The organism is Fischerella sp. PCC 9605 (assembly GCF_000517105.1).
Classification (GTDB): domain Bacteria; phylum Cyanobacteriota; class Cyanobacteriia; order Cyanobacteriales; family Nostocaceae; genus PCC9605.
Window position 1 is genome coordinate 645,469 of record NZ_KI912148.1, and the last position, 26,080, is coordinate 671,548.

Annotated in this window: 24 protein-coding genes; 6 read left to right on the forward strand and 18 right to left on the reverse strand. The window is 42.0% G+C overall.

What is annotated here, in order from left to right; translation table 11 throughout:
* Positions 1 to 87: 87 nt before the first annotated feature.
* The gene (locus FIS9605_RS0105215) at positions 88 to 312 is read right to left on the reverse strand and encodes a hypothetical protein (protein ID WP_026731636.1); all 225 of its coding nucleotides are present in this window, start codon (positions 310 to 312) and stop codon (positions 88 to 90) included.
* A 188-nt stretch (positions 313 to 500) separates the two neighbouring features.
* Positions 501 to 4,058: a methionine synthase gene (gene metH / locus FIS9605_RS0105220; RefSeq protein WP_026731637.1), complete on the reverse strand. Its 3,558-nt coding sequence runs from the start codon at positions 4,056 to 4,058 to the stop codon at positions 501 to 503.
* An 81-nt stretch (positions 4,059 to 4,139) separates the two neighbouring features.
* On the opposite strand from metH, the gene FIS9605_RS0105225 reads away from it, so the two are divergent.
* Positions 4,140 to 4,418, forward strand: coding sequence for a hypothetical protein (locus FIS9605_RS0105225; protein WP_026731638.1), 279 nt, complete (start codon positions 4,140 to 4,142; stop codon positions 4,416 to 4,418).
* A 16-nt stretch (positions 4,419 to 4,434) separates the two neighbouring features.
* Positions 4,435 to 5,040: a Uma2 family endonuclease gene (locus FIS9605_RS0105230; RefSeq protein ID WP_026731639.1), complete on the forward strand. Its 606-nt coding sequence runs from the start codon at positions 4,435 to 4,437 to the stop codon at positions 5,038 to 5,040.
* A gap of 148 nt (positions 5,041 to 5,188) precedes the next feature.
* On the opposite strand, the gene FIS9605_RS0105240 is transcribed toward FIS9605_RS0105230, so the two are convergent.
* The 5 genes from FIS9605_RS0105240 to FIS9605_RS0105260 form a co-directional block, all read right to left on the reverse strand.
* Positions 5,189 to 6,448, reverse strand: a complete 1,260-nt coding sequence (locus FIS9605_RS0105240) for a bifunctional cobalt-precorrin-7 (C(5))-methyltransferase/cobalt-precorrin-6B (C(15))-methyltransferase (protein ID WP_026731640.1) — start codon at positions 6,446 to 6,448, stop codon at positions 5,189 to 5,191.
* 356 nt (positions 6,449 to 6,804) lie between these two features.
* Positions 6,805 to 7,923, reverse strand: coding sequence for a geranylgeranyl reductase family protein (locus FIS9605_RS0105245; protein WP_026731641.1), 1,119 nt, complete (start codon positions 7,921 to 7,923; stop codon positions 6,805 to 6,807).
* 719 nt (positions 7,924 to 8,642) lie between these two features.
* Positions 8,643 to 9,191 carry a ribosome recycling factor gene (frr, locus tag FIS9605_RS0105250; protein WP_026731642.1) on the reverse strand — a complete coding sequence of 183 codons (549 nt, stop codon included), beginning with the start codon at positions 9,189 to 9,191 and terminating at the stop codon, positions 8,643 to 8,645.
* Positions 9,178 to 9,906, reverse strand: coding sequence for a UMP kinase (pyrH, locus tag FIS9605_RS0105255; protein WP_026731643.1), 729 nt, complete (start codon positions 9,904 to 9,906; stop codon positions 9,178 to 9,180). Before pyrH ends, frr begins: the two co-directional genes overlap by 14 nt.
* Positions 9,907 to 9,976: 70 nt before the next feature.
* On the reverse strand, positions 9,977 to 10,531 hold the full coding sequence (locus FIS9605_RS0105260) for a thioredoxin family protein (protein WP_026731644.1): 555 nt from the start codon (positions 10,529 to 10,531) through the stop codon (positions 9,977 to 9,979).
* A gap of 1,066 nt (positions 10,532 to 11,597) precedes the next feature.
* On the opposite strand from FIS9605_RS0105260, the gene FIS9605_RS0105270 reads away from it, so the two are divergent.
* Positions 11,598 to 12,497, forward strand: coding sequence for an alpha/beta fold hydrolase (locus FIS9605_RS0105270; RefSeq protein ID WP_026731645.1), 900 nt, complete (start codon positions 11,598 to 11,600; stop codon positions 12,495 to 12,497).
* A gap of 168 nt (positions 12,498 to 12,665) precedes the next feature.
* Here the strand turns inward: FIS9605_RS0105270 and FIS9605_RS0105275 are convergent, their stop codons facing one another.
* Together FIS9605_RS0105275 and FIS9605_RS0105280 are read right to left on the reverse strand one after the other, a co-directional pair.
* The gene (locus tag FIS9605_RS0105275; RefSeq protein WP_026731646.1) at positions 12,666 to 14,084 is read right to left on the reverse strand and encodes an LCP family protein; all 1,419 of its coding nucleotides are present in this window, start codon (positions 14,082 to 14,084) and stop codon (positions 12,666 to 12,668) included.
* Positions 14,085 to 14,392: 308 nt separating this feature from the next.
* The gene (locus FIS9605_RS0105280) at positions 14,393 to 14,845 is read right to left on the reverse strand and encodes a hypothetical protein (protein ID WP_026731647.1); all 453 of its coding nucleotides are present in this window, start codon (positions 14,843 to 14,845) and stop codon (positions 14,393 to 14,395) included.
* 105 nt (positions 14,846 to 14,950) lie between these two features.
* On the opposite strand from FIS9605_RS0105280, the gene FIS9605_RS0105285 reads away from it, so the two are divergent.
* Positions 14,951 to 16,147: an AI-2E family transporter gene (locus FIS9605_RS0105285; RefSeq protein WP_026731648.1), complete on the forward strand. Its 1,197-nt coding sequence runs from the start codon at positions 14,951 to 14,953 to the stop codon at positions 16,145 to 16,147.
* An 81-nt stretch (positions 16,148 to 16,228) separates the two neighbouring features.
* Here FIS9605_RS0105285 and FIS9605_RS0105290 read toward each other — a convergent pair whose 3' ends face one another.
* A complete protein-coding gene (locus FIS9605_RS0105290) occupies positions 16,229 to 17,551 on the reverse strand; it encodes a serpin family protein (RefSeq protein ID WP_026731649.1) in 1,323 nt (440 codons plus the stop codon).
* 164 nt (positions 17,552 to 17,715) lie between these two features.
* Positions 17,716 to 19,302 (reverse strand): S8 family serine peptidase, encoded by a 1,587-nt coding sequence (locus FIS9605_RS0105300; RefSeq protein WP_026731650.1) that lies wholly within the window; start codon positions 19,300 to 19,302, stop codon positions 17,716 to 17,718.
* On the opposite strand from FIS9605_RS0105300, the gene FIS9605_RS43880 reads away from it, so the two are divergent.
* Both FIS9605_RS43880 and rpe read left to right on the forward strand, forming a co-directional pair.
* Complete coding sequence (locus FIS9605_RS43880; protein WP_197036056.1) at positions 19,220 to 19,498, forward strand: hypothetical protein; 279 nt, start codon at positions 19,220 to 19,222, stop codon at positions 19,496 to 19,498. The genes FIS9605_RS0105300 and FIS9605_RS43880 overlap by 83 nt on opposite strands.
* 83 nt (positions 19,499 to 19,581) lie before the next feature.
* Positions 19,582 to 20,289 (forward strand): ribulose-phosphate 3-epimerase, encoded by a 708-nt coding sequence (gene rpe / locus FIS9605_RS0105305; protein WP_026731651.1) that lies wholly within the window; start codon positions 19,582 to 19,584, stop codon positions 20,287 to 20,289.
* A gap of 258 nt (positions 20,290 to 20,547) precedes the next feature.
* On the opposite strand, the gene hpsJ-A is transcribed toward rpe, so the two are convergent.
* The 7 genes from hpsJ-A to FIS9605_RS0105340 all read right to left on the reverse strand — a co-directional run bounded on the left by hpsJ-A (position 20,548) and on the right by FIS9605_RS0105340 (position 25,836).
* Positions 20,548 to 21,252 carry an HpsJ-like protein, cyanoexosortase A-associated gene (gene hpsJ-A, locus FIS9605_RS0105310; RefSeq protein WP_026731652.1) on the reverse strand — a complete coding sequence of 235 codons (705 nt, stop codon included), beginning with the start codon at positions 21,250 to 21,252 and terminating at the stop codon, positions 20,548 to 20,550.
* Between the two features lie 44 nt (positions 21,253 to 21,296).
* Entirely contained in the window at positions 21,297 to 21,959 is a 663-nt protein-coding gene (locus tag FIS9605_RS0105315; protein ID WP_026731653.1) for a cyanoexosortase A system-associated protein, read from the reverse strand.
* 5 nt (positions 21,960 to 21,964) lie between these two features.
* Entirely contained in the window at positions 21,965 to 22,822 is an 858-nt protein-coding gene (gene crtA / locus FIS9605_RS0105320; RefSeq protein ID WP_026731654.1) for a cyanoexosortase A, read from the reverse strand.
* Between the two features lie 59 nt (positions 22,823 to 22,881).
* Positions 22,882 to 23,610: a PEP-CTERM sorting domain-containing protein gene (locus FIS9605_RS0105325; protein WP_026731655.1), complete on the reverse strand. Its 729-nt coding sequence runs from the start codon at positions 23,608 to 23,610 to the stop codon at positions 22,882 to 22,884.
* Positions 23,611 to 24,388: 778 nt separating this feature from the next.
* The gene (locus FIS9605_RS0105330) at positions 24,389 to 24,913 is read right to left on the reverse strand and encodes a hypothetical protein (RefSeq protein WP_026731656.1); all 525 of its coding nucleotides are present in this window, start codon (positions 24,911 to 24,913) and stop codon (positions 24,389 to 24,391) included.
* 81 nt (positions 24,914 to 24,994) lie between these two features.
* Positions 24,995 to 25,432, reverse strand: coding sequence for a hypothetical protein (locus tag FIS9605_RS0105335; RefSeq protein ID WP_026731657.1), 438 nt, complete (start codon positions 25,430 to 25,432; stop codon positions 24,995 to 24,997).
* A gap of 221 nt (positions 25,433 to 25,653) precedes the next feature.
* Positions 25,654 to 25,836: a CsbD family protein gene (locus tag FIS9605_RS0105340; protein ID WP_026731658.1), complete on the reverse strand. Its 183-nt coding sequence runs from the start codon at positions 25,834 to 25,836 to the stop codon at positions 25,654 to 25,656.
* Positions 25,837 to 26,080 lie beyond the last annotated feature (244 nt).

Here is a 26,080-nt window from a genome sequence, read left to right on the forward strand (position 1 = left end):
CATAACGATGATGTTAAATTTTGATAGCTATGCGGCGATCGCCAACTTAGAAACAACAGAATTATTTCTACAAGAGCAATTTATAGTTCATTCTTCTTCATACTCAAATGCCTCCGCTTCTTTTAATTGATTTGTATCAAATATAATAAATTTACCCATCGCTTTTTCAATTCGATTAAGTAATGCTTTGTGTCTCGCTTGGAAGAAAACCTCAAAATTATCTGTTCGTAGAGTCGTTGGATCTATAACGTGCGATCGCAAAATATCAAAAAGTGCTTCTGTAGTATGGTCAAAAGTTTTGATCGCTGGCATATTATAAATTTATGCGTGAAAGACATGTTTTTAGCTTTCCCAAATTCCGCCTCAGTCTAACTTTGATCAACAAGCACTTGTTAAGGTGGGTTACTAATATCAAGTCTGCTGAATCACCCATAATAAAAAACCTCACCCGCCCTATTGGACACCCCTCTCCTTATTAAGGAGAGGGGTTGGGGGTGAGGTTACGCACTAAAATACTTCGCTACCGGGTGATAGCAAATAATCGCCGTTGTAGACTGTTCCGGATACAACTGCTCACTTTCATCCATATACAAATCAATCCTGTCAGTTCCCAACAACTCCAGCTGCTTGTACTGATCCTGGATATTCGGACACGCCGGATAGCCAAAACTGTACCGCGAACCTTGATACCGCTGTGCCAATACATCTCGAATATTATTCGGTTCCTCAGCACCAAAACCCAACTCCCGGCGAATCCTAGCATGTGTCCACTCAGCCAGCGCTTCCGCCATCTGCACGGCTAAACCGTGGAAATACAGATAGTCAGTGTATTGGTTATTAGCAAACAACTTCTGCGCGTACTCCGTGGCAACATGTCCCACCGTCACCGCCTGCATCGGGAACACATCAATAACTCCCGACTCCTTCGGCGCAAAGAAATCTGCAATACACAAACGACGCAGAGATTTTTGGCGAGGAAATTCAAATTTTGTAACGGGTTGTAGAGACGCGCCATGGCGCGTCTCTACATTTTCAGGGTGGTAAATAAACAGTGTATTCCCCTCAGCCTGACAAGGGAAATACCCATAAATCACCTGTGGATGCAACAAATTCTCCTCAATAATTCGCTGCTTCCACTCCTCCAAAATCGGATACACCTTCTCATTCAAGAAAGCCTGATATTCTTCCTTAGATTGCTCCTTCGGCTTGCGGAATTGCCACTGTCCCGCAATCAAAGCTTGCAAATCCAAGTACCAAAATACCTCCTCCAGAGGAATATCACTCGGCTGTAACAGCTGCGTTCCCCAGAAAGGCGGTGTCGGACGTTCGATATCTACCGCTACCGCTTCCGAACGACGGGTATCGACAACTTGAGGTTCTGGGGGTGCTTGTTCTTCCACTGCTTCCGCTACTGGCTGTTTGTGACCATTTCCTGATACTTCCGCAGTTTCAGCAAGTTCATCCAAAAAGCCCTTCACATCATCCCACTTACCAGCCGTTTTCGCTGGCATTAATTTATCCATGAAGTGCAAATCAGAGAATGCATCCTTGCCATATATCACCTTACCTTTGTAAGTATTCTGACAATCTTCATAGACAAACTTGGGAGTCAGCGCCGCACCACCCAAAATTACGGGTACAGTAATTCCCTTTTCGTTAAATACCTCCAAATTTTCTTTCATGAAGGCGGTGGACTTCACCAGCAACCCACTCATGGCAATACAATCAGCCTTGTGTTTTTGGTAAGCCTCGATAATGCTTTCCACCGGCTGCTTAATCCCCAGGTTAATCACCTTGTAACCGTTGTTGGACAAGATGATATCCACCAAGTTTTTGCCAATGTCGTGAACATCGCCTTTGACAGTGGCGATAATAAATGTACCTTTGGCGTTATCATCACCAGCTTCTGATTTTTCCATGAAGGGTTCGAGGTACGCCACCGCCGCTTTCATGGTTTCGGCTGACTGCAACACAAAAGGTAGCTGCATTTGTCCAGAACCGAACAACTCACCTACTACTTTCATGCCATCGAGCAAGAAGACGTTGATAATATCCAAAGGAGGATATTTCTTTAACGCTTCGGCAAGTGCTTGATCTAAACCAATACGTTCGCCGTCGATGATGTGACGCTTGAGACGTTCTTCGATGGGGAGACTTTCATCGACGCCTTTGTCGCGTTTCGTTGTCACCCCTTCAAACATTGTAGTTAGTTCTGCCAAGGGGTCATAAACGCAGACATCGCCTTCAAATTTGCGTTCGTCGTAAATCAACTGGTGGCAGACTTCTTGATGCTTTTCCTCAATCTTCGACAGTGGTAAAATCTTGCTAGCGCTAACGATCGCCGCATCCATACCCGCCGCGATCGCTTCATGCAAAAACATCGAGTTCAGCACAATCCGCGCTGCTGGGTTCAAACCAAAGGAAACGTTAGAAACACCGAGAATAATATGACATCCTGGCAATTCTTGGTGAATGCGACGGATTGCTTCGATTGTGGCTTTGCCGTTGGTGCGGTCTTCTTCAATACCCGTGGAAATTGGTAATGCCAGCGGATCGAAAAAGATTTCATGGGACGGGATACCGTATTCTAGAGCTTGACGATAGGCGCGTTGGGCAATTTCAAACTTTTTCTCAGCAGTCCGCGCCATCCCCTCTTCATCGATAGTACCAACTACTACACCAGCACCGTACTTTTTCGCTAACTCCAACACCTTTAAGAAACGGGGTTCTCCGTCTTCATAATTGGTGGAGTTGAGAATACACTTACCTCCGGCGACTTTTAAACCCGCCTCCATCTTTTCCCATTCCGTGGAGTCGAGCATCAAGGGAAGTGTAATATTATTGACAATGCGAGAAACCAATTCGTGCATATCCCGCACGCCATCACGTCCCACATAATCTACGTTCACATCCAGGATATGCGCGCCTTCTTTTAGTTGCGCCCTTGCCATTGACACCAGTCCATCCCAATCTTCCGCATTCAGCAATTCGCGGCACTTTTTGGAACCACTGGCGTTTAAGCGTTCACCGACAATTAAGAAGGAATTATCTTGTTCGTAAGGCTGAATACTGTAAATTGACGCCGCTGCTGGTTCTAGCTGAGGCTGTCTGATTTTCGGCTTCAGTTCTTTGGTGATTTCTGCTAATTGTTGAATGTGTTCTGGACGTGTCCCACAGCAACCCCCTATTACTTGGACACCCAAATCTTCAACAAAGTGCATCAATGACATCCGTAATTCCATCGGTGTCAGGCGGTAGTGTGCTTGTCCGCCGACATTCTCCGGCAAACCTGCGTTAGGTATACAGGAAACTACGAAAGGAGAATGTTCTGAAAGATACTTGATATGTGGTTTCATCAGGTCTGGGCCAGTGGCACAGTTCAGACCGAGAATGTCTATTGGATAAGGTTCCAAAATAGTCAGCACGGCGTTAATTTCCGTACCAACTAGCATTGTCCCCATCGTTTCCATCGTGACAGAAACCATCAAAGGACGGCGATCGCCTTTTTTGGCAAAGACTTCTTCAATACCATTCAGCGCCGCTTTGATTTGCAACACATCCTGACAAGTCTCGACAATAAATAAATCAACCCCACCATCCCACAGCGCCTCTGCTTGTTGGGCGAAGGCATCTTTCATCGTGTCAAAATCGATGTGTCCCAAAGTTGGCAGTTTTGTTGTCGGCCCCATCGAACCAGCCACAAACCGGGGTTTATCTGGAGTCGAGAATTCTGCCGCGACGCGCTTTGCAAGTTCTGCGGCTGTTTTGTTAAGGTAATATGCTTGGTCGGCGAGGTCATATTCTGCCAATACAATCGATGTACCACCAAAAGTATCAGTCTCAATCACATCTGCACCCGCAGCGAGAAAATCGCGGTGAACCTTCGCCACGGCTTCAGGTTTAGTGTGAACGAGGTACTCGTTACAACCTTCATATTCCGGCCCGCCGAAATCTTCAGCAGTGAGGTTTTGCAGTTGCAGGTTAGTTCCCATCGCACCGTCGAAAACAATAACAGGGCGATCGGGACTGTGCAAGCGTTCCAAGAAGGGATGAGTCATAATTTGCTAAGAAAAATTTGGGTAGTCTGATTATTCGACTTAATTTAATATTTTCTAAAATTTCTAGAGTTTCGGAAGAATTTGTTCAGAGTATTGATTTTTAGCGATGCTGGGGCGGCACGAGGTGGTTTGAGCTTGGAAAGGTTGGAGCTAACCGAAAAATTTCTCAACCAGTTGAAACAAAAAGCGCGTTACATAGCATGGCTGAACCCGATGGCAAAAGAGCGCTGGTTTGGCACAACAGCAGGTGAAATTGCCCCTTTAGTGCCAATGTTTGATTTTAGTCGTCAGGGGTTGGATGGGGTTATAGATGTGTTGCGGGGTCGGGGAAGCCATGCAAAATTAGGGTATAGGCTGTGATACAAATAACTGTATTATGATTCAAGCTATATCTAAGTCACTAACCTTTGAAGAATTTTTAGAATTGTACCCTGAAGACGGGGGGCGCTATGAACTGTTTGAGGGGGAAATTGTAGAAGTGCGTCCGGTGGGTCAACATGAAGTAATTTGCAGCTTTATTGCAGCTGAACTTACCCTCGAAATTCGACGGCTACAACTTCCCTACTTCACATCTAGAAATACTCTAGTGAAACCAGATAAACCAGGTACAGCAGATTTACCCGATTTGGTTGTTCTCGATAAACAGACCATTGGAATTGACCCTTACTGGGAAAAGTACTCAACTATTTCTATTGGTAGTTCGGCGCAGCTGGTGGTCGAAGTAGTCAGTACTAATTGGAGAGATGACTACTTGAAAAAACTAGATGACTACGAAACGCTAGGCATACCAGAATACTGGATTGTGGACTATCTGGCTTTGGGCGCAGCACGGTATATTGGCTCTCCCAAAATGCCCACTATTTCCGTCTACCGTCTGGTTGATGGGGAGTATGAGGTAAATCAGTTTAGGGGTGCAGAACGCGTTGTTTCCAAAGCCTTTCCTGAATTGGTGCTGACTGCTGAGCAGGTTTTTCAAGGGTAGGAAGCATGAAACCTGAAGTTGCCACACGCCGCATAGAAACTTTTGGTCAACGCTTTGGACAAACGCATCTCATTTTTGCTTACCATCCCGCGTTTCCCCTAGCCCTTCCAACCTACTCTTAATGCACCAATTCAACTGTGCCACACCACTACACTTCTGAGGCTGGGTATGTAGCACTGACAATTGTCACCGGGTTTAACGGCGCAAACCGCGTTAACTGCCCAATTGGCACAGAACGCGATAATTGCACTTGCAACAGTTGATACTCCCAAGCATGAGATGTAAACCACGCTAAAGCTGTGTTGAGATGCTCAAGAGTAGCCAAAGCCAGAACTATTACGCCATCAGGATTTAACTTACTAGCACAAGTATCAAGAATTCCAGTTAAGTTACCGCCACTACCGCCAATAAAAATGCGATCGCACTTCCCCTCCAATGTCTCCAAAACTTCTGGCGCACTCCCGTGAACAGATATGACATTTCTAACTTGAAACCGTTCGCAATTCCGGGAAATTAAGGAACTACCCGCAGCGGTTTTTTCAATAGCATACACTTTGGCAGTGGGGAACAAGCGAGCAATTTCGATGGAGACAGAACCAGTTCCCGCGCCAATATCCCAAATAATTTGTCCGGGACGCAGTGCCAATTCTGCTAGAACTAACGTGCGGACTTCTCGCTTTGTCATCAAACCAGGGCGATCGCTAAAACTCACAAAGCAATCATCTGGTATCCCAAACAGTGGTAATTTCTCTAAATCTAATTGAGGATTGCGTTGCTGGCGCAGTAATACCACTACGTTCAGATGGGCAAAATCCTGATGTTGTAGAGACGCAAAATTTCGTGTCTCTACAATGCGTTCGTCATCGCCACCCAAATTTTCACACACCCAAAACTGGTACTGACTGGGTAAATTTAGAGATTCCAGCAAACGTGCGATCGCACTAGGGGTATTCTTACCATCTGTCAGCACGGCAATTTTTTCTACACCTTGCTGCAATGCTTGAATTAATTCGTCAACAGAACGCCCGTGCGCGCTAATGACACGGGCGTCCTGCCAAGGAACTTTGATCCGATTAAAGGCTAGCTGTATTGAACTTAGATGAGGATGAAATGTCAGTTCTTCTGGGGGAAGTTCTGCTAATAGTAAGCGTCCCAAACCAAAAAACAGCGGATCGCCAGAAACAAGAACGACAATTCCCTCAGTCCCTAGCGCCAACTCGTGGCGAATTTCAGCAATTGCTTCCGTAAAATCTCTGAGTAACAGACGTTTGGCTGGGTGGCTGGGAAAATAACTCAAGTGGCGATCGCTGCCAACAAGCAATGTAGCATTTTCAACTATTTGCCTAAGTTTTTCCCCCAGCCCAGCGGCTCCATCTAAGCCAATACCCATTACATGAATTTTAGTCATTAGTCATTAGTCAATAGACCTCTTACATGAACATTTAAAATGTCATGTTGAGCACAACGAGACATCTGTGAGATTCTTTATTCCACTAGGTTACATTCACAATGACAATCCTGATTTTTTGATTCGTGCAAGAGGTCTAATAGCTACTAATAACGAATGTTACTTACTTAATAACCTTAAAATCTATTTCCAGCTTCAAGCTAAAGTATGCGATTAGCTTACTAGATGAGCTTTTCAACCCGTTAAAACTCGTTTTAACTTTTAGCCCAAACTTTAGTTTCTGGTTAAAACTAAGTGTCATTCGTTACAAATGACCAATGACCAATGACCAATGACCAATGACTAATGACCATTGACTAACCACCAAAAGGAGTTAAACGCTTGATGGCACGACCGGCTACATCTCCGTAGCGCAGTTGCCCACACAGAATTTTACCCATAGTTTGAGGTGCAGAGGGGCGCTTGACACCAACTTTATAACCAACACCAGGAAAACGATAAAACAGGCCGGCTAATTTTTGCGCCCAAGCCATATCACTACCCCATTCTGCATTAATGATCTCGGAGTATTTTTCTAAAGCGTTAATGTCACCAGCGAGGGCTTTGTTAATGGCTTGTGATGCTTTTAAGCCACTAAAAATAGAGGGACGAATACCTTCTGCGGTAAAAGGATCGACTACACAAGCTGCTTCTCCTGCCAAAACAGCATTTTCGGTGTGCAACTTTTGCTCGCCATTCCACAAACAAAGAGCATGGCCATACTGCTTGCAAGTTTTTACATCCACACCAAAAGAGTTGCCATACTCATCCAAAATTTTCTTGAAGTCCTGTGGTTCACCACCGATAAAAGTACCAACACCAATGGAATAACCATCTGCTTTGGGAAAATTCCAGAGGTAGCCGTTTTTCACCATACCAAACTCAAAGTTGGCAACATTACCGTTTTCCACTTTGGCTGGTGCTTCGGCTTCTAACGCTCCTGCTAGGCGGCGTTTGCGTTCTTTGAAGCCTAACCATTTTGCCATTGAACCCTTCGCACCGTCAGCAGCAATTAAATAACGACCTGTTACTGAATCGTTCGCTGTATTAACTTGCCAATGGTCACTTTTAAACTCAATGCCTGTGACTTCCGTGTTATCTTTTAGCTCTGCTCCTTGTTTTTGTGCTTGCTGAACTAGGAAATGGTCAAAAACATCTCGCCGTACCATCCATACTGGTTCGGGGGTTTGTAGTTTCGCTTCTACTGGATCGCCCATTTTCCACGTGCAGCGAATTGTGTCGGCCTTGATAGAAATTGCTGGGCTAAAGTCAAAGTCGAACCATTCAGCGATCGCCGGCGACACCCCACCACCACAGGGTTTATATCTTGGCAGAGATTCTTTTTCCAGTATTAATACAGAACGTCCCTGTTTGGCTAAGTGATATGCCGCTGTTCCACCAGCTGGTCCGGCACCGACGATGATGCAATCGTACATAAGTCTGAATTTTCGTTCCTGAATGAGTTAATTGTTGAGTTTTCGGCTCTACGCTTAGACAGTGTCACCAAAATTTAACTTAATTTGGGGGTTTGCTGCCCAAAATTTCACAGCTTTTTGTTGAAATTGTATATATTATCTGAATAATTCTTCTTAACCAACTAATTTCATCTGTAAATCTTGGTATTTAAAAAAACTTTTTTAATGATTTTACTTTTTGATACCTTGTTATTACGTGTTTTTGTTGCCAAGCTGTCCATAATTTTTCGTAGTTTTTATGTTTTTTTTGATTGTGTATAAGTTATCTATTTCCACATGACCGTTACTAAACTACAATTTGTTAGTTCCACTTATCGCAAATTTTTCACCAAGCGTTTAAGATAAAACTTAAAGTTTTAGTAAATATTTCCGCTTCAGTAAGTGGATGATCTTTGAGAATAAACGTCCTGTGGATTCACTACACCCAAATCACGGAATAAATTATAAAATGCCTATGCTGACCAACTATAAAAGCAAGACTTGGGCATTTAGATATTGTCAAGTGCAGGAATATCAGTATAGATACACCTGGCTTTTAGAGCGAGTAATAAGAGTTAAGAGCAATGAGTAAAGAGTTCAATTCATCACTCCCAACTCTTCACTCCTGTATGGGCAAGTTTAACCCGATATTGCTTCCAAGCTCATAAAGCAATTTACTAGGTAAACCCGCCCTTACTGTTTTAGACAGTTGTGATGTCTTTTTCCTTTTCTGCCAGTAATTCGTTGATTCTGGCAGTGTATTTGTCGGTCAGTTTTTGTAATTTATCTTGCTGGTCGCGTGCTTCATCTTCAGAGATCTCGGAGTTTTTTTCCATTTTGCGAATGGTTTCTAAGGCATCGCGGCGGATATTACGAATACCAACGCGTCCTTCTTCAGCATACTTAGCAGCAACTTTTACCAATTCTTTCCGGCGATCGCTCGTCAGCGGCGGAATGTTCAGCCTGATGACAGAACCGTCGTTGTTAGGGGTTAAACCCACATCCGACATGGAAATCGCCTTTTCGATCATGTTTAAGGTACTGCGATCGTAGGGCTGAATCATGATCGTTGTAGCATCCGGCGTGCTGATATTTGCCAGTGATTTCAAAGGTGTGGGAGTACCGTAGTATTCCACATTCACCTTATCTAGTAAACTCGCGTTAGCGCGACCAGTGCGAATTGTGTTAAAAGCTCGTTGAGTCGCCTCAACAGTCTTTTGCATCGTACTCTCAGCTTCAGCTAATTTCACAAGAACCTCCCACAAGGGTGCCGATAGATTCTCCCATGACTGCACGGTGGATATTACCCCGCACGCTTAAGTCAAAGACGAGAATTGGGATATTATTTTCTTTACATAAGGCTATCGCGGTACTGTCCATTACCCGCAAATCTTTTGCTAAAACATGTCCATAAGTCAAAGTATTGTAACGTTTGGCATCAGGATAAATGTGGGGGTCGGCATCGTACACCCCATCTACCTTAGTAGCTTTGAAAATTACTTCGGCTTCAATTTCTGCCGCCCTCAAGGCAGCAGTGGTATCGGTGGTGAAGAAAGGATTGCCAGAACCCGCACCAAAAATTACCACCCGCCCCTTTTCTAGGTGACGGATGGCACGACGACGAATATATGGTTCGGCTAATTCTTGCATGGCGATCGCGGTTTGTACCCGCGTCTGTACCCCTATGCGTTCCAGCGAGTCTTGTAGTGTCATGGCATTCATTACCGTGGCAATCATGCCAATGTAGTCAGCGGTTGCCCTGTCCATCCCCGCCGACGCCGCTTTGACGCCACGAAATATATTGCCTCCGCCAACGACGATGGCAATTTGAACACCTGTGGCTACCACCTCTGCTACTTCTGCGGCTATTTCTTTTACCACTTCTGGATCAATTCCATAGCCCATGTTGCCCATCAAGGCCTCACCGCTCAGTTTAAGTAAAACCCGTCGGTAATTTGTTCCCATGAAGTTACGCTTTATCAAAAATTATGCAATTACCTCCAATTTAAGATAACAGTACTGTGACTATCTGTCTCTATTTACGCCACACCAAAGCAGTACCTACGGGTTGAGTTTCTGTAGGGTAAATTTTTTGACCTTTGAACAGCAATGCGATCGCTGTTTTCAAATAATGTCCTCGCACGGTTAACGGATTTTGAGGGTTATCATCAATTAGTCCTTTGTAGCGGACTACGCCATCTTTATCTATTAAGAAAGCCATTGGTGTTTTGCTCACACCAAAACTGCGAGTTACGTCTTGGGTAGAGTCCCATAGGTAGGGGAAGTTCAACTTGTTTGACTTTGCAAAAGCTTTCATGTTTTCAAAGCTTTCTGTTGGTAGCTGACTAGCATCATTGCCATTCAAACCAATCAGTGTGAAACCTTGTTCATGAAACTCAGCTTGAATATTTTTGAGCCTTTCTAGATATAATTTTACATAAGAACAGCAATTAGACATGGGAATGACGCCGACTGCACGGAATTTTTCTAGATAGCGGCTCAGATGGTGTACTTGCTCGTCAATTCCTGGCAGTTCAAAATCTGGTGCGTAGCTTCCTATGGGAGTATCAATTGTTTCTAGTATATTCATCTTCTCTGACTCGCAGGAACTAGAAGAAAATATAGTTAAATTTGGGTTGATTCTGTTATTCTTTAGTTCCCCACTCACTATCTTGCGGATATTTAATAATCAATTATTTTATAGACCAATTTGGCTGTTGTAAATTGTAAAACTACTGAATCTAAGAATTGTGCTAAATTTATTACATTATAAATAATTATATCGTCATTTTCACAGAGACGCTGCGAAAAAATAAATCAAATCACATCATTCTAAATCTTTTGCCTCTAGTGTGCGAACCTCAAAAATTTAGGTAGGAGGGATGCTATCTAAATTGATGGTCATAACAACTTTTTTTTGCTTTGCTGAAACAGCTTCAATTACTCTTTCCATCCAATTTAATTTACTTGCTATTTTTCATGCTCATTAATGATATTACCTGTGTTTTTTACTCAAGGCGAGTATAAACTCACTATCACCGAGCAACTCTCCTTGTATGTAATAACTTCTAACATTTATTCCACAGAAACTTTACACATCTGTTGTATGTATTCGATGGAAGCAAGGAATAAATATCAACTTAGATTCTGATTTTTGATTTAATTTCCCATTGTAATATCCTACTTGATGAGAAGCGTCTAAAATTGTATATGAATGTTTTCACAGCTTTGAGGGTAGGTACTTCTAGCTGATTGGTGTATAAGCGATATTACTAGAATAGAAGTATTATAAGTATCAGCAGTCTCGTAACCTAAAAATACTATTACAGAAATAAAAGTTTGTGTAGACATAACAAATAATCTGTATAAATGACATAAAGTTGTGACTTCTCAAATTGACTTCATTTCAGTAGTCAGTACAGCACCTTAATCAAGAAGCAGAAGACTCTCTAGGCGCGAGACTTCTTACAGAAATGGGACAATGGTATTTAAAGACAAAGTCAAAACAAGTAAAAAGAGCTGCTGATTCTTTTTTGTAACTTTTGACTTAGCTTCGGAAGATATTGAACTTGAATTTTTGTAAAGTTTAGTCACAATAAAGACACAAATATCTACTTCTACTTTCTATATTTAAGACTTTGATTGATAAAAGACCTATGACCTCCTCCACTTCTGCGATCGCTCTTACTCCGACAAAAACCTGGATTTGGCAAGGCTTTTCCATTTGCTATCAGTCCCAAGGAAGTGCTGGGCCAGCTGTTGTCTTAGTACATGGCTTTGGAGCTTCCTGGTGGCATTGGCGGAAAAATATGCCTGCGCTAGCAGAAAATTGTCGTGTTTATGCGATTGATTTAATCGGCTTTGGTGCTTCAGCTAAACCCAAACCCGGTGAAAGTATTGCCTATACAATTGAAACTTGGGGACAACAGTTAGCAGATTTTTGCCGTGAAGTGGTCGGAGAGCCTGCTTTTTTAGTTGGTAATTCCATTGGCTGTATTGTAGTTATGCAAGCAGCCGTGAGCAACCCTGAGATTGCTTTAGGAGTAGCGTTGCTCAACTGTTCCCTGCGCTTGTTACACGATCGCAAACGCAAAAATTTACCCTGGCATCGTCGTGTGGGAGCGCCTCTTTTGCAGCGCGTACTATCTTTTAAACCAATTGGCGAGTTCTTTTTTAAGAGAGTTGCCAAACCGAAAACAGTGCGGCAAATTCTTTTGAAAGCTTATGCCAATTCCACAGCAGTAACAGAAGAGTTGGTTGATATTCTCACTTCTCCAGCCAGCGATCCAGGAGCAGCAGCAGTATTTCTTGCTTTTACATCTTATTCTCAAGGGCCTCTACCCGAAGACCTTTTACCTCAACTACCCTGTCCAGCAATTATTTTGTGGGGAACAGCTGACCCTTGGGAACCAATACAGTTAGGTAGAGAGTTAGCCAACTTTCCACAAGTGCACAAGTTTATACCTTTAGAAGGCGTAGGACATTGTCCTCAAGATGAAGCTCCTGAGTTAGTAAATCCGATTTTGCAAGACTGGATCTGGGAGCGATCGAGATGAGATGGGGAGAGTAAGCATCGGGCATCGGGCATTGGGTATTGGGTATTGGGCATTGGGCATTGGGCATAGTTAAAAACCACTAACTACTAACCACTAACCACTAACCACTAACCACCAACCACTAACTTTTGACTTTTGACTTTTAACTTTTGACTTGTTTGTGCCTTCCTAATATTGGCTTGGTTGTTCAAGCAAATCTTGTTGTTGCAACCAGTCTTTACCAACTTGGATGCTGATATCAGAGCCAAGATTACCAGTACTCTCTACCCGTACTTCTCCAAATCCCAAAGTACCGCGAATTGATTCCGCACTGTCGCCGTCTCCTTGTTGAGCGACAATATGAGTTACATCTAGAGGTTCACCCCAGCTTTTAGCTACATAGACATTACGATAGCCAGCTTGTTGCAGGTTTTCGATCAAAGGTGTGAGGTCGGTGTCTTCGCTACCCGTACTGTCTTGAATCGCTACTTGGAGTGAGCCTGGGTCAATTGCTTGAGGGAAAGTATCAGTTGGTACATCAAAGTGCTGAGACAGCATAGTTTTGATACGCTGGCGACTTGGTAACCAATAACTAGCCTCAAATTCTTCTTTTTGGCTAAATCGACCAGGTAACATCAACATTTGCATGTTGGAACGATTTGTTCGCACCCCAAAACCTGCCAATGCCAATAATTCTTCAACTGTTAAGTTGGTATCAATATTTTCTTTGACGACGTTGAGAATTTTAGGTAGTTGTGCCACAGTTGTAGGGTTAAGGCTCTGATCTATTAAAGCCCGGATGACCATTTGCTGCCGCTGAATCCGCCCAATATCGCCATTTTCATCATGACGATAGCGTAAAAGTTGCAGGGCTTGATCGCCATTGAGATGCTGCTTGCCTTTCTTCAAGTTGATGTACAGGTGCTGGGAATCATCTTGATACTTCATATCTTTGGGGACATAGACCGTCACTCCTCCCAAGGCATCAATTAGCTTGGCAACTCCCAAGACGTTAATCCGCATATAGCGGTCTATTCCCACGTCACCCAAGAGCTTGCTAACCGTTTTAGCAGATAAAGCGGGCCCGCCTTGCACATTAGTGTAGTTAATTTTTTTCTTGCCATACCCTTCTATTTCTACACGTGTATCTCTAGGGATGGAAAGCATGACCATTTTTTTCTTCTCTGGATCAAACCTGATCAGAAGCATCACATCGGCAAGACCATCAAAGGAGTTCACCTGAGGCAGATATCCAAGATTTTTAGTTTCCTCAGGAGGGTTTTGGACATCCGATGGCAGTACGCTCATCCCCATCACTAAAATAGTCACAGGGCGAGTTAATTCTGAGAATCGCAGTCCACCTCCAGAAATGCGATCGCTACCAAAAACAGCCGCCTCATCTGCACTGAGACTAGCTTGCATTAAAGGTGTACTGCTTAAAGAAACTGCCAACAGCGCCCCAGCAGTTGCTGAAACCAACGCAATACCACCCATGCCCATCCAAAACCATAGCCAACGTCCAGATTTTGGATTAATGCTATTTTTCTTCCTTGATTTAGAGCGGCGTGCGGAATGGTTTTCTGGCGCAGAACCTTTTTTGATGGTCACAGACTTCCTCACACTTGCTGAACAATACTTGGTAAATCTGCTTTTAGGAAAACAGATGAATTCTGACTATAATAGCCAACTCTTTATTATTTAGTGCTAAATTGCGTACATAAGTGTTATCCAAAATACTTCTAGCTGTAATTCTGCGGTTTTTTGGCTCATTGCAAGACTTTTATGCGTTTAATTATGAAGTATGGCAACATCACGCTGGTTTTGGCTAGATAGCTTGAGAAATTAATATGTGAAATTTTAGAAAATAGATCTAAGCATCATTAAAATTATCAATTGCCATCACCCTAAAGTAGGATTTAGGACAAATACTTATCAATTACTTCTTCAGCAAAGCGGCTAAAAACTGGTAGGCGTTTGGACTTGCCCTGAATTGTGAGAAATATCAACCACAGACTCACCAAAAAGTAACTAGAGGTCAAAAAGGTATTTAGAATCAGTAGACGCATCGACATAAAATCTAAATTTGCTGACCCAGTTGCTAAAAACAGGTAGCCCAACAGCCAGAAAATAGCTAGAGTAATTGACAGGCGACTGGTGGCAAGTTGTTCCCTACTGCCTTGGCGACGATAAAGAGTCCACAGAGATGGGAAAAAGCCAAGAATGGGAATCAAATACCAAACTAGGTGTAGGGAAGATGACGCGGAGATATTGTCACTAAAATCTCCGTGGCGATCTGTCGACCTGTCCTCATGTCCTTCTTTCCTCTTATTTGACAAAGACAATTCATCAATTGGTTCAAAGTTATCCATATGGTTGAGTGCAATCCTAAATTAGACGGATGAATCAGAGTAATGTAGTCAGAGATAATAGGCTTTAAAGAAGGACTATATTCAGTTGTATCCCGCAATCGGCAGATGCAGACACGCAAGCTCTTAGACTGGTGGCAGACGTTCACACCGTTAGCTCGAATAGGCGCGATCGCTCTGTTCGCCCCACTTTTGGTACTCAATGGCTGGGCGATTTCAGTAATTTTTCATTACTTCCATTCGCTGATTGTCATTTTAGTTGCAGCCTCTGTGCTAGCGTTTCTGCTCAATTATCCTGTAAGTTGGATGGAGCGTCATGGTGCAAGGCGAGAGCAAGTTGCCATTTTAGTATTTTTATTGGCTTTATCGATTCTATTAGCATTAGGAGTTACACTCGTTCCTCTCGCTCTCACCCAAGCTCAACAGTTGGTGGCGCGTTTACCGGAATTGATTGACTCTGGACGCTCCCAATTGATGCTCTTGAACGAGAAAGCCGAAAGCATGGGTTTACCTATTAATCTTGATGCGCTATTGGTGCAAATCAACGATCGCGTTAAGGGACAATTGCAGGCGATCGCCGGACAAGTTTTGAATCTGGCGGTAGTCACTTTCACCAGCCTGCTGGACTTTCTGCTGACGATGGTTTTGACTTTTTATCTGTTGCAGCATGGCGATGAACTCTGGCAAAGTTTGGTAGATTGGTTGCCAAGCAAATTTCGCGACGCTTTTTCGCAAACAGTACGCCTCAGCTTTCAAAATTTCTTTATCACTCAATTGATTTTATCTACCTGTATGGCATCAGCTCTGATTCCTACCTTTTTATGGCTGAAAGTGCCATTTGGTCTGCTATTTGGCTTAAGTATTGGCATTATGGCTCTTGTTCCCTACGGAGGTTCTGTAGGTATCGCCATAACTACGATATTGGTGATGCTACTAGATTTCTGGATGGGAGTGAGGGTAGTAATTGCAGCGGTAATCGTGCAGCAAATTCTAGAAAACTTAATCGGGCCTCGAATTCTAGGCAGTTTTACGGGTTTAAACCCAGTTTGGGCACTAATTTCAGTTTTGACAGGAGCAAGGATAGGCGGTATTTTGGGTGTAATTTTAGCTGTACCCACTGCTGTAGTGATTAAGACGGCTTTAAGTGCCTTGCGTCCTAACGTTATGTCCAATCAAAGCGAGATGGGAGAAAATTTAGTGTCCGGGGAGGCTGTTGTTAATATTTCTGAGCAAACAGAAGAATCTTGCCATAAACCAATAGGGGAAACAAGTACAAAAGAGAGTATTAACCCGCAGTCGGTTTAACATTCGTTTGCTAGAGGTAGGCGCACCCGTTCGCCAGAAGCATTTCTTCCCACAGCTTAACTCTTGATTTGGGCTATTATCTTACGCTTGTGGGTCTACAATCGAACCCATAAATAAAATACTACCTGTTTGGTTGTCGCGAATAGCACAGAAAAACGGACGATCAACAATCATCCGGAATGGTTCATTAACAGGTAAAGATAGTGCTACTATTCCTACGGAAGTAGTAGCAGCAGCTTCTGTACCTTCTTCATTTACTTCTACAAAGGTTTTATGTTTAACATCGCTAATGGCGAGATTTTCTCCGATGCCAGAAAAGTCCGCTTGATTGGTGAAAGCCTCGCCCATACCTAAGACCTTCAGAGCATTATTGAGCGTCACTTCATAATCCATTTTAAAGCGGGGCAAGCGAATAAAACCTTCTTGCTGGCTAAACTGAGACATCCATTTTTCCCAGTTTTCAGCATTTAAATTTTGATAGAAAGATTTAAGGTTATAGTTTTGTTTGGGTAGAAAAACATAAAAGCTAATTTTAGCTTCTTTGCCATAAGGCAAACTTACTGCCTGAAATTGCTCGTTTTCATAGTATTTATATTTACCTTTTTGCGACATCATCGGGTGTTGTTTCTGACTACCAGATGTTATATAAAAAGGGTATTGGGCAGTTTGCTGTTTGTCGAATTCATTATTCCATTTGCCTTTAAAATAAACTGCATTGAGAAGAAATAGCACCTGGTCGGGTTCTATGTTTTCAACTATCTTATTAATTTTGCCACTAGTTTTTTCATTAACCCAATTGTTAATAATGCCAGGCGCACTTGCATCTTTAAAATTTAAATTTGTCACTTTAGCTTGATAAAAATCCTGAGTTCTTTTGAGAAAATCAGGTTTAATGCTAACGTCTTGATTTGCCCACAGCGAGTTAGCAATACTTAGTTGAACTTGTGGATCGGGATTTTCTAAAAGCACTTTTAAAGCCGCGTTAGAGGAGTTAATTTCTGGCACACTTAACCCCTGTAACTCGAGTGCCTTCGCCATTGCTTGTTGCGTACTGCCACCAGCACCGTTGTAGGTCATGTCTAAAGCGATCGCCACGCTGGTAGGTGAAATAAAAATATTGCGATCGCTGTCTTGTTTGAGAATTTCTGAAAAAAGTTTAAAGCCAAACTTTGTATTAGCAGTAATGAGTTTAGTATTAGGCAAGACAGATTTTTGAGGCATAGGAGATTCTGAGCGAGGCGGACTCGATTGAGCAAAAACGCTTGTGCTACCATTGACTTGGGAACATCCAATCACGCTCATAAGAACTACACTGGCAGCTGCTAGAGCATAGCGCCTTCCCAAACGAACAGCATAACGTCTTTGTAGGAAATTTTCCCAAGCACTACTAAATTTCTGCTTCATGTTTTCACACCACATGCCATAGTGTTCTAATTGACTATGACATTTCAGCTGACACAGCCATTTGGTGGTTACAGTTTTGGCAACAATTTTATTGAGAATGGTTGGTGGTTGGTGGTTGGTGGTTAGTAGTTAGTGGTTATTTCCAATGCCCACTCCCCCCATCCCTACCTAGCGGGTACAGTCCACCAGGCTAAGGCATAAGGCTGAGTCGCTTGGTTTATCTGCTTGGCAAACTGGACGCGGATTTTATAATTGCCTGTAGTGGGGACAGGACAAAAAATGTGTTCTACGCTATCGACTTCACTGATGGAGGCGCAAACAGTGGCTGTATCCGCAGTTGTCGTATCGTTTTTAACTAGATAGATATCAAGGTTGTTCAAACCGCGATCGCGAAAATCTTCCCCGGCATCAAACTGACCATTATTATTTTTATCGTTTAGTTCCACCAATCTGTCCCAAGCCAAGGTGATGGAAACAAAACTCTGCTGCTGTAATGGTTTTGCTAAAACGTATTCTACATAAGACCCAGCATTAACATTACGATAATCCCAACCAACGGTCGGTACAGGTTGTGATGGATTCCATTGACCGACACTAAATTGCTGATAAGCGCGATACGCATTCAAATGACCTGTTCCCATTTGAGAATCTAAGGGAATTTTGGGGTTTTTATAAGCGTCAGAATTAAACCAATCTTGATTTTGCTTGTCAATTAGTGTCTTGGTTACTCCTAAGCGCAAACCATCACCAGCATCTTTGATCTTCTCAGCCGAGTTCATTAACACTGCCTTCATCACTTCATGTCGGCGAGAAGCAAGACTCCAATTCGGTTGTTTTGTCCGCAGTTGTCGATCGCCAAACTCTTGCAATAGGGCAACTGTAGCTGTAACGTGAGGGGCAGCAAAACTAGTACCCGTGACCTTATTCAATTTACCATCTGGATTGAGCAGAGGAATGTTACTACCAGGAGCAACTAAACTGATGGTTCGACGCGGTCCCAGATTGATTTCCTTTCCGGCCAAGCGAAGGGACATAGCTTCAGTAGTCGCCACTAAGTTAGAAACGTCTACTTTATTAAAAATTCCTCCCCGACGAGAGGAAAAAGCCACGTTTACTCCATTAAAATTATCGGTAGGGATAGGAATTCCTCCTTTACCCTGGTTGCCAGCAACCGCATACAGGACATTGTGAACGCGACTAGACCAATCAATGCATTGGGTTAGCAAGGCGTTTCCATCCAAAACAGCATCCGGTCGTGGATCGCGGTTCAACGGTTCGCCAAAGCTAAAGTTAATGGCACGAATATCGCCGCTATTTTGCAAGGCAATGTGCTGTGCAGACAAACACTCTTCTGGTTGACCCATTTTAGTGGAACCGACAGCAGATGAGTATAGCCGTGCCCCTGGAGAAATCCCTGGGAAGGCTTTATCTGTACTGACCATCACCCCAGCAACGTTATAGGCGTGAGGATCAACACCACTATTTGACTTGGCAGGGCCATTGCGTAAAAAGACACCGGCTAAATTCAAAGAACGATTCTTAGAGACGGCTTTATCCACGCCAAACTTACCTGGCCGCCCAATTTCCACTTGACCAATGGCAATCTTGCGACCAGTTAAATTATACGGTGGTTTATGTAGCCTAAGAGCATCTATGCCGTTAATACTTATGGAAGTTTCCAAAGCAATTACTGGCATACCCAAGCAGGAAGCAATTAATCCCCAAAAGATCCAGCTTTTATTTTTCACCATAGTCAAGAGTAAAAAGTCAAGAGTTGTAGAGACGTGCCATGGCACGTCTCTACAGAGTCAAGAGTTAAGAGTCAATGGTCAATGGTCAATGGTCATTAGTTATTCTTCCCCGACTTACTCCACTCCTCCCACTTTCTCTACTCTCCTCAATCCTAGGGGAAGTCGCCCTAGAGGCGTCTACACCACATCTTTCTAAAGAAGGCCATATCAAACTAGTGAGCCTTTACTCAAGTCTTGTTACAATACTTACAGAAAAGGACGCATAAATATCCACTAGCCATGACCGAAACCCTATCTAAAAAACCGATTGTGATTGCTCCATCTATCCTATCAGCCGATTTTAGTCGTCTGGGAGAAGAAGTACGCGCCGTAGATGAGGCGGGAGCAGATTGGATTCATGTTGATGTGATGGATGGTCGCTTTGTACCTAATATTACAATAGGTCCTCTGGTAGTGGAGGCGATTCGTCCGGTTACGAAAAAACCATTGGATGTCCACTTAATGATTGTGGAACCAGAAAAGTATGTAGAGGGCTTTGCCAAGGCTGGTGCAGATATTATCTCTGTGCATTGCGAGCATAATGCATCACCACACTTACACCGTACTCTCTGCCAAATCAAAGAACTTGGCAAACAAGCTGGTGTTGTACTCAACCCATCCACACCTTTGGAATTGATTGAGTATGTGCTGGATGTTTGCGATTTAGTATTGCTTATGAGCGTTAACCCTGGTTTTGGCGGTCAAAGCTTTATTCCTAGTGTAGTTCCCAAAATCCGCAAGTTGCGTCAGATGTGTGATGAACGCGGACTTGATCCCTGGATCGAAGTGGATGGAGGACTGAAAGCAAATAATACTTGGCAAGTTTTGGAAGCTGGAGCAAATGCGATTGTAGCTGGTTCCGCTGTGTTTAACGCCAAGGATTATAAAGAGGCGATCGCAGCTATTCGTGACAGCAAGCGTCCCACACCTGAACTAGCCAAGGTTTAAGAAGGGACTGGAGACTAGGGATAAAACCTAATCTAAATCATAAAAACAAAGGGCGATCGCTTTTAATCGCCCTTTATTTTTTTGATACCACTGTACGGGTGTGTTAAAACCGCCCCTACCAACTACTAACCACTAACCACTAACCACTAACCCTCCGGGTACTCTACGAGAAGCCGCCCTGATGGGCGTCTACGCCAGTCGCTCATGGGGGGAACCCCCTTTGGAGCGCGCTGGCTCACCACTAACCACTAACTATTGCTAGTTAATTCTTGACCAATCGGTTCCTTTCCAAAAACCAAAAAACAAAACAGCAGCTACTAAAGCACCAAGATTCCATTTCACGGAAGTCTTGATTAAGTTTAGCCCTCGAAAAGACTGAGCAGCTTCTGCTTGATTCTTGATCTGTTCTTTAGCTTGAGACACTTGCGTTAAAAGTATATTTCTAACTTCTTCAGGTTTCTTACCTTCTAATGAGCGACCTTGGTTTTTGAGAAATTTATCTATTTGTTCAGGTGTAACTTGGTTCAGCTGCTTTTCCAACTCTTGAGCGCGAGTAATTTGTTGCTTGGATATGTTATTAATTTGCGACACATTTTGGTTATTGAGCCGGATAGTATTAAAAATTCCTAAAGGGACTAGTAGTATAAACAATAGTGTAAATAATAAAGTGAGCCAAGATAAGAATTTCAAAATTGGAAATTCCCATGTTTTTCGTGAATGCAGTTCTCCATAAAATATCAGTGCTAGCCCAATTAAAGGCACAGGTACACGTTCTACTATTGCTCCTAAAGTTTGAAATTCCCAAACAGGGTTCATAAAGTTTGATGGGATAAACATTGCTATCCAATCAAATAAAGATAATATCAATAGACCATAGCCTAGCGATCGCATAATAACTAGCGAACTTTCTTGTGTTAAAACAAATTGTTGAGGAATGAACTTCTCGCCTTTAGATTTAGTCATTTTCCTTGCGAAATATTACACTAAAGAATTCAGTTGTCCAAAATTCAATGTTTGGGCAAACGATAACGCCAATCTTGATACCAGGTAAACCAAGCTTTTTCCAAGACTTTATAGGCAGCTTCTGGAGAAGAAGCGTTTAAAGGAATCGATAAATGAGCCAAAAGACAGTACCTATCGTTTGTTAGTTTCTCCTGACCCAATAACCAAGGCAATAAACGCTGCCAGCGTCGATCGGATTTTTGCTGATGTTGTTTAAACTGTTTACCATCAAAAGTACTTTTACCTTCAGGATTAATACAAGCACTTAGGTAAGCTCTTTTTTGGTCAAACCCTAGCCCATAGTAGCCTACACCCTCTTGCTGACGCATAGCATCAAATGATGAAATTTCTGTGTATTTTCTAATGAGTGTTTTAACATCTCCCATTGAGGTTTTGACATAACGCATTTCAATATCTAAGGGCGAACTGTTGAGAGCATACTGATAATTTCTTTGGGCAATTAGTTCAGGATAATTTTCTGCGAGCAGAGGGAGAGAACTACTAGATTTAAATTGCCAATTTGGTATCGATACTGCTTCTGGGAAAATAATGGGAGTAGCTGTACGATTGTATTGTTTCGGCAACAGAATAACTAGCCCTAAAACAAAAAAAATGCTACCACTAGTTAAAATTAATAATGAAAGGCGGAGTTTTTTCCATATCCTCATTTGCTTTATGACGACCTAGAGGCTTTATTTTTAGGTTCATTATGTTCAATTAAAAACCAACAGAATAAACCAAAAAGCAGAACAGCAATCATTGAAAATATAAGAGATCCATCTCCACTATGCCAGTAGTCAAAAGCATCCATATCGTCTTTTGTCACTATAAAAGCCATGAGTGCAACTCGTGCAGAATTGACAATAAATCCTAATGTAGCAGCTACGATTGGTACAATGATTTTTTGCTTCCGTTTTTGCGGAAACATCAACAAGAAAAGAAGTGCTAATCCCAACATCTGCGAAATAAGTTCTATACCCGAACAGCCACTAGCTACCTCTACACTTCCATTTGGTAAATAAATATTCAATCCAGAACGATTCACTTCAAAGCCTGTATACCAAAGCATAAAAGCCGATAGCTTGGCAGTGAATGGTGTTATATTAACTAGCTCAGTTGGTAATAGTTTTGGTAAAGCTATAAAAAATAGCGCCAGTAACTCACCTCCATACTGCTTCAATCCTTTAAAGCCAGAAGCTATCAAGGCAAGACCAAGGGCAAAAACTAGAGGTAAGAGGTATAAAAATCCTCCAAAACTGGTCATAGTTGCACTTTTTATGAGTGCTATCCCAATTAATGATAAACCTAAAAAACTTGGTACAATTCCGCTTTCTAGATTTAAATTATCGTGTTTTTCAAAAACTAAAAAACATACAGCTAGCCAATATAAAAAACTTGTACCTAAAAGATCAGAATTTTCTGATTTCCAAGTGAGAGTTAGGTGAATTGCAACTAAACCTGCTCCTATTGCTAACAGCCAAAATTTTTGGTTATACAGTCGCTTGACTGCTGTTAATTTGGTAGTTCTCATTTCTTCTTGCAGCGGCTTTTTTCTCAAGCTTTTAGTAATCTCATCCCTGTTTTCGCAGATTAATCAAGTGGCTTATTTTGCTGTTCTTTGCGCTTGTATTTCCGATGTAAAGCCAAACCAAAACTTCCTGCTGTTAATGAACCTAATATTGTCAAAGGTTCGGGGACAGATTTTGTTGTGTTGTAGTTAAAGTTATCCATCACAAAATGAGAACCTCTACCTTGATACCCAGCAGGAGTACCGCTATTTAAAGAAGTAAACCTTAAAAAATCTATACCCAAGAAATTAAATTGAAATTCTTCAGGATCATTTGTATCTACAGTTACTTCTCTTGAGTACTTTAATTCCCCATCTAAGAAACCTTCTACTAGAATATCCAAATCATCATTCCAAGCTCCTGTTAAATAAACACTGTTGAAATTAAATGCACCACTATCAATACTTACAGCAGCTGGATTTGCAAAAGCATTGTAGGCTACATTTGAACCTGAAACTGTTCCATTTGCATATCCCGAAGGATTGTATTCATAAGTCGAAGTATTAAGGTAATAAAAATTATGCCAATTCAATCCTGCGTAGCCATTATCGATTGCAATTTTAGATTCAGGCAAATCGTCAAAGCCAATAACACCTGCCTGAGCCTGTCCTGCGCTAATCGTCGCCACTACAACAGCAGCAAGTGTCGCTACATTTGTAGCCTTTAGCAACTTTTTTCTCATCTGAAATTTATTCAATGCTGCCCTAGAATCAGCCTTGCCTAATTTTTTTCCGAGCTGAAATCCAGTCATTGAACTCACTCCCCTAACGAATATAAAAATTGATGGTAGATTCTCCCTGGAGTGAGATTTCGTTAAGTATCTCTGAGCAGTTGCACTTTAAAATTATAGCGACAGGAGATTTGTTTCCCTATCGCAGTGCCCCTGATAATAAGGACTTATAAACATCATGGAAACCCAAACAATCGCATTAACTTTATAGCTCTTAGCGATGTTTTTAAATTTGATTTCCAAGAAGTTTAGTAATAAGCGATACTAATTTTATAGTAGAAATAAACGCCACCTACTAAATTTTACAAAAAATTCACACTCAAAAACGTTTGAATTTTGGTAAAAATCAAACTTTATAGGACTTACATAAGATATTTTAGTTAAAGATTTTGTAAAGTTTAGGTAAAGTAAAATTAATAAGTTCAAACGGTATGTAAGTGTCTTTACGGTGACACTAATGAGTATAGTTGTACTGAGTCATTTTAGTTACCTATAGTGTCGTGTTTGTATATTGATGAAATCCCACCAATGATTGCGATCGCACTACTCTAAAGCAAAAGGATAAGGCATTTTCAGAATAAAAATGCCCAACAACATAACAGATCATTGCGCGGCGCGTACTCAATTGATTTTATAGCAGTATTATCACTATATATTACAAATATTAAAATATGGCAGTAAAACTACTAGTAGCAAATTTGCTAAAAAGTATAATAAGTGTAAGTTTAAGAACATGAGCAAAAAACGAGGGCATAGATTGCAACCCTCGTTTTTTTGTTTGGCACTCAACACCCAAGGCTTATTTGTTACGACCACCTAACCACTTGGCCGCAGCAAGTCCTAAAATAGCTCCCACAATGGGATTGCTGAGAAACTTGATAATAGCTGGTTGTTCTGCCAGCACTTCTCGGAAAATGTCGGGGTGGTTGTGATAAGCAAAAGAGGCCAGTTTGCTGACATCATCAGCACTCATGCGGTTGGGGTTGCGAGTAGAAAGACCAAGCTGTTGCTCTAAATGACGTTCGTCCAGTCCTCTTTGTTTGAAGTGTTTGAAAAAGGCACGAGCTACATCATCCCGTTCATTTGGCTTAATATTAGTGATCGCCTTTTGTAGTTCCGGTTCCATTTGGCTGGGAGGAATGCGGTCTGGATGTAAAGACCGTTCAAACATTTGGCGACGTTGATCCAACGTACTACGTTGAGCAAAATCATCAAAGTTTTGATACTGCTGTGATGGATCGCTAGGAACATCATCTAGCGATTCAACATCCCCTTGAGCCAAATCTCTCATTATTTGGCGTTTGTACTCTTCACTGCTAGTCACTGTACTAATCTCCTTTTCTTAATGTTGGTAGTTGGTCGTTACGATACCAAACACCAAACAACAAACAACAAACATCAATTCCTAGCTGTACTGAATTTGCCTGCTTTGGACATCATACCTAGCTGTCAAAATCAGTTGTTTGTCGGGTGCATATACCAAAACTGTTAAGTCTTGATTGGGGAAATTCTTGCGAAAACCTTCAACGAGGGATCTTGCTAAAGGACGTACTTCATTTGGACGAACTTGTGGGGAAATAACAACACCTAACTTGTTGTTATCGCGCACATAAGCATCTTTAACTAACCCTCGAGATGTTTGCACAACCCAGTCACCAAAAGTTTGTCCCGCAGCGGTATTTCCTCGCTCTAATTGTGAATAAGTTACATCCCGACCAACTCCTGGTGGAGGTGTAGTGCGGTCAACTTGAGAGACATTACCGCCACAAGCAGTCGTAATCGTCAGGACTAAAATTAAAGCAAAAGTCGTCAAAATTTTGCGACTCTGCTGTAGCAGACTCATTATTGTCGCCTCCTCGAAAACAGTGGTGAAGACTAAAATTCACTAAATTAGTAGATTTATGCCTTATTACCTACAAATTTGGCAGTAAATAAAAAGTCCGCTGACGCGGACTTCTCAGAAACCGCGCGAAAAAAAGCGCGTTAATTATAGTTCGGGTAGTTTTTCACTAAAGTAGAATGCACCCGGAATCATTTTGTTGATACGCAGCTAAAAATGTAGTTCTAGTCAAGCTTTTTCTTGACGTTATCTTTCACGTCTTCAACACCGTGACGTACTTCACTTTCTGCTTGTTTTGCTTTTCCTTCTGCTTTATCTTGTGGGTCGCCAGTAACGTTTCCCCATGCTTCTTGAGCTTTACCTTCTACATTTTTACCTGTAGCTTTTGCTCTATCTTCTAAGCTCATTTTGGTACTCCTTATTTCATAATATAAACATCAAGAATTGACAATCAATCTTGAATGTTTTTGTGTTTATATTTACAAGTTAACCTATGTTTTTTGCTATCTACTTCTTCCGCTAGGTATATTAATTACTATGCTCAAAGAGAGATAAAAATAGAGAATAAGGAATAGGTAATAGGGAATAGTTAGTAGGGGTTGGTTTTAAGAAATATCCTGTCTTTCAGGCACACAAATACACGACTAAATT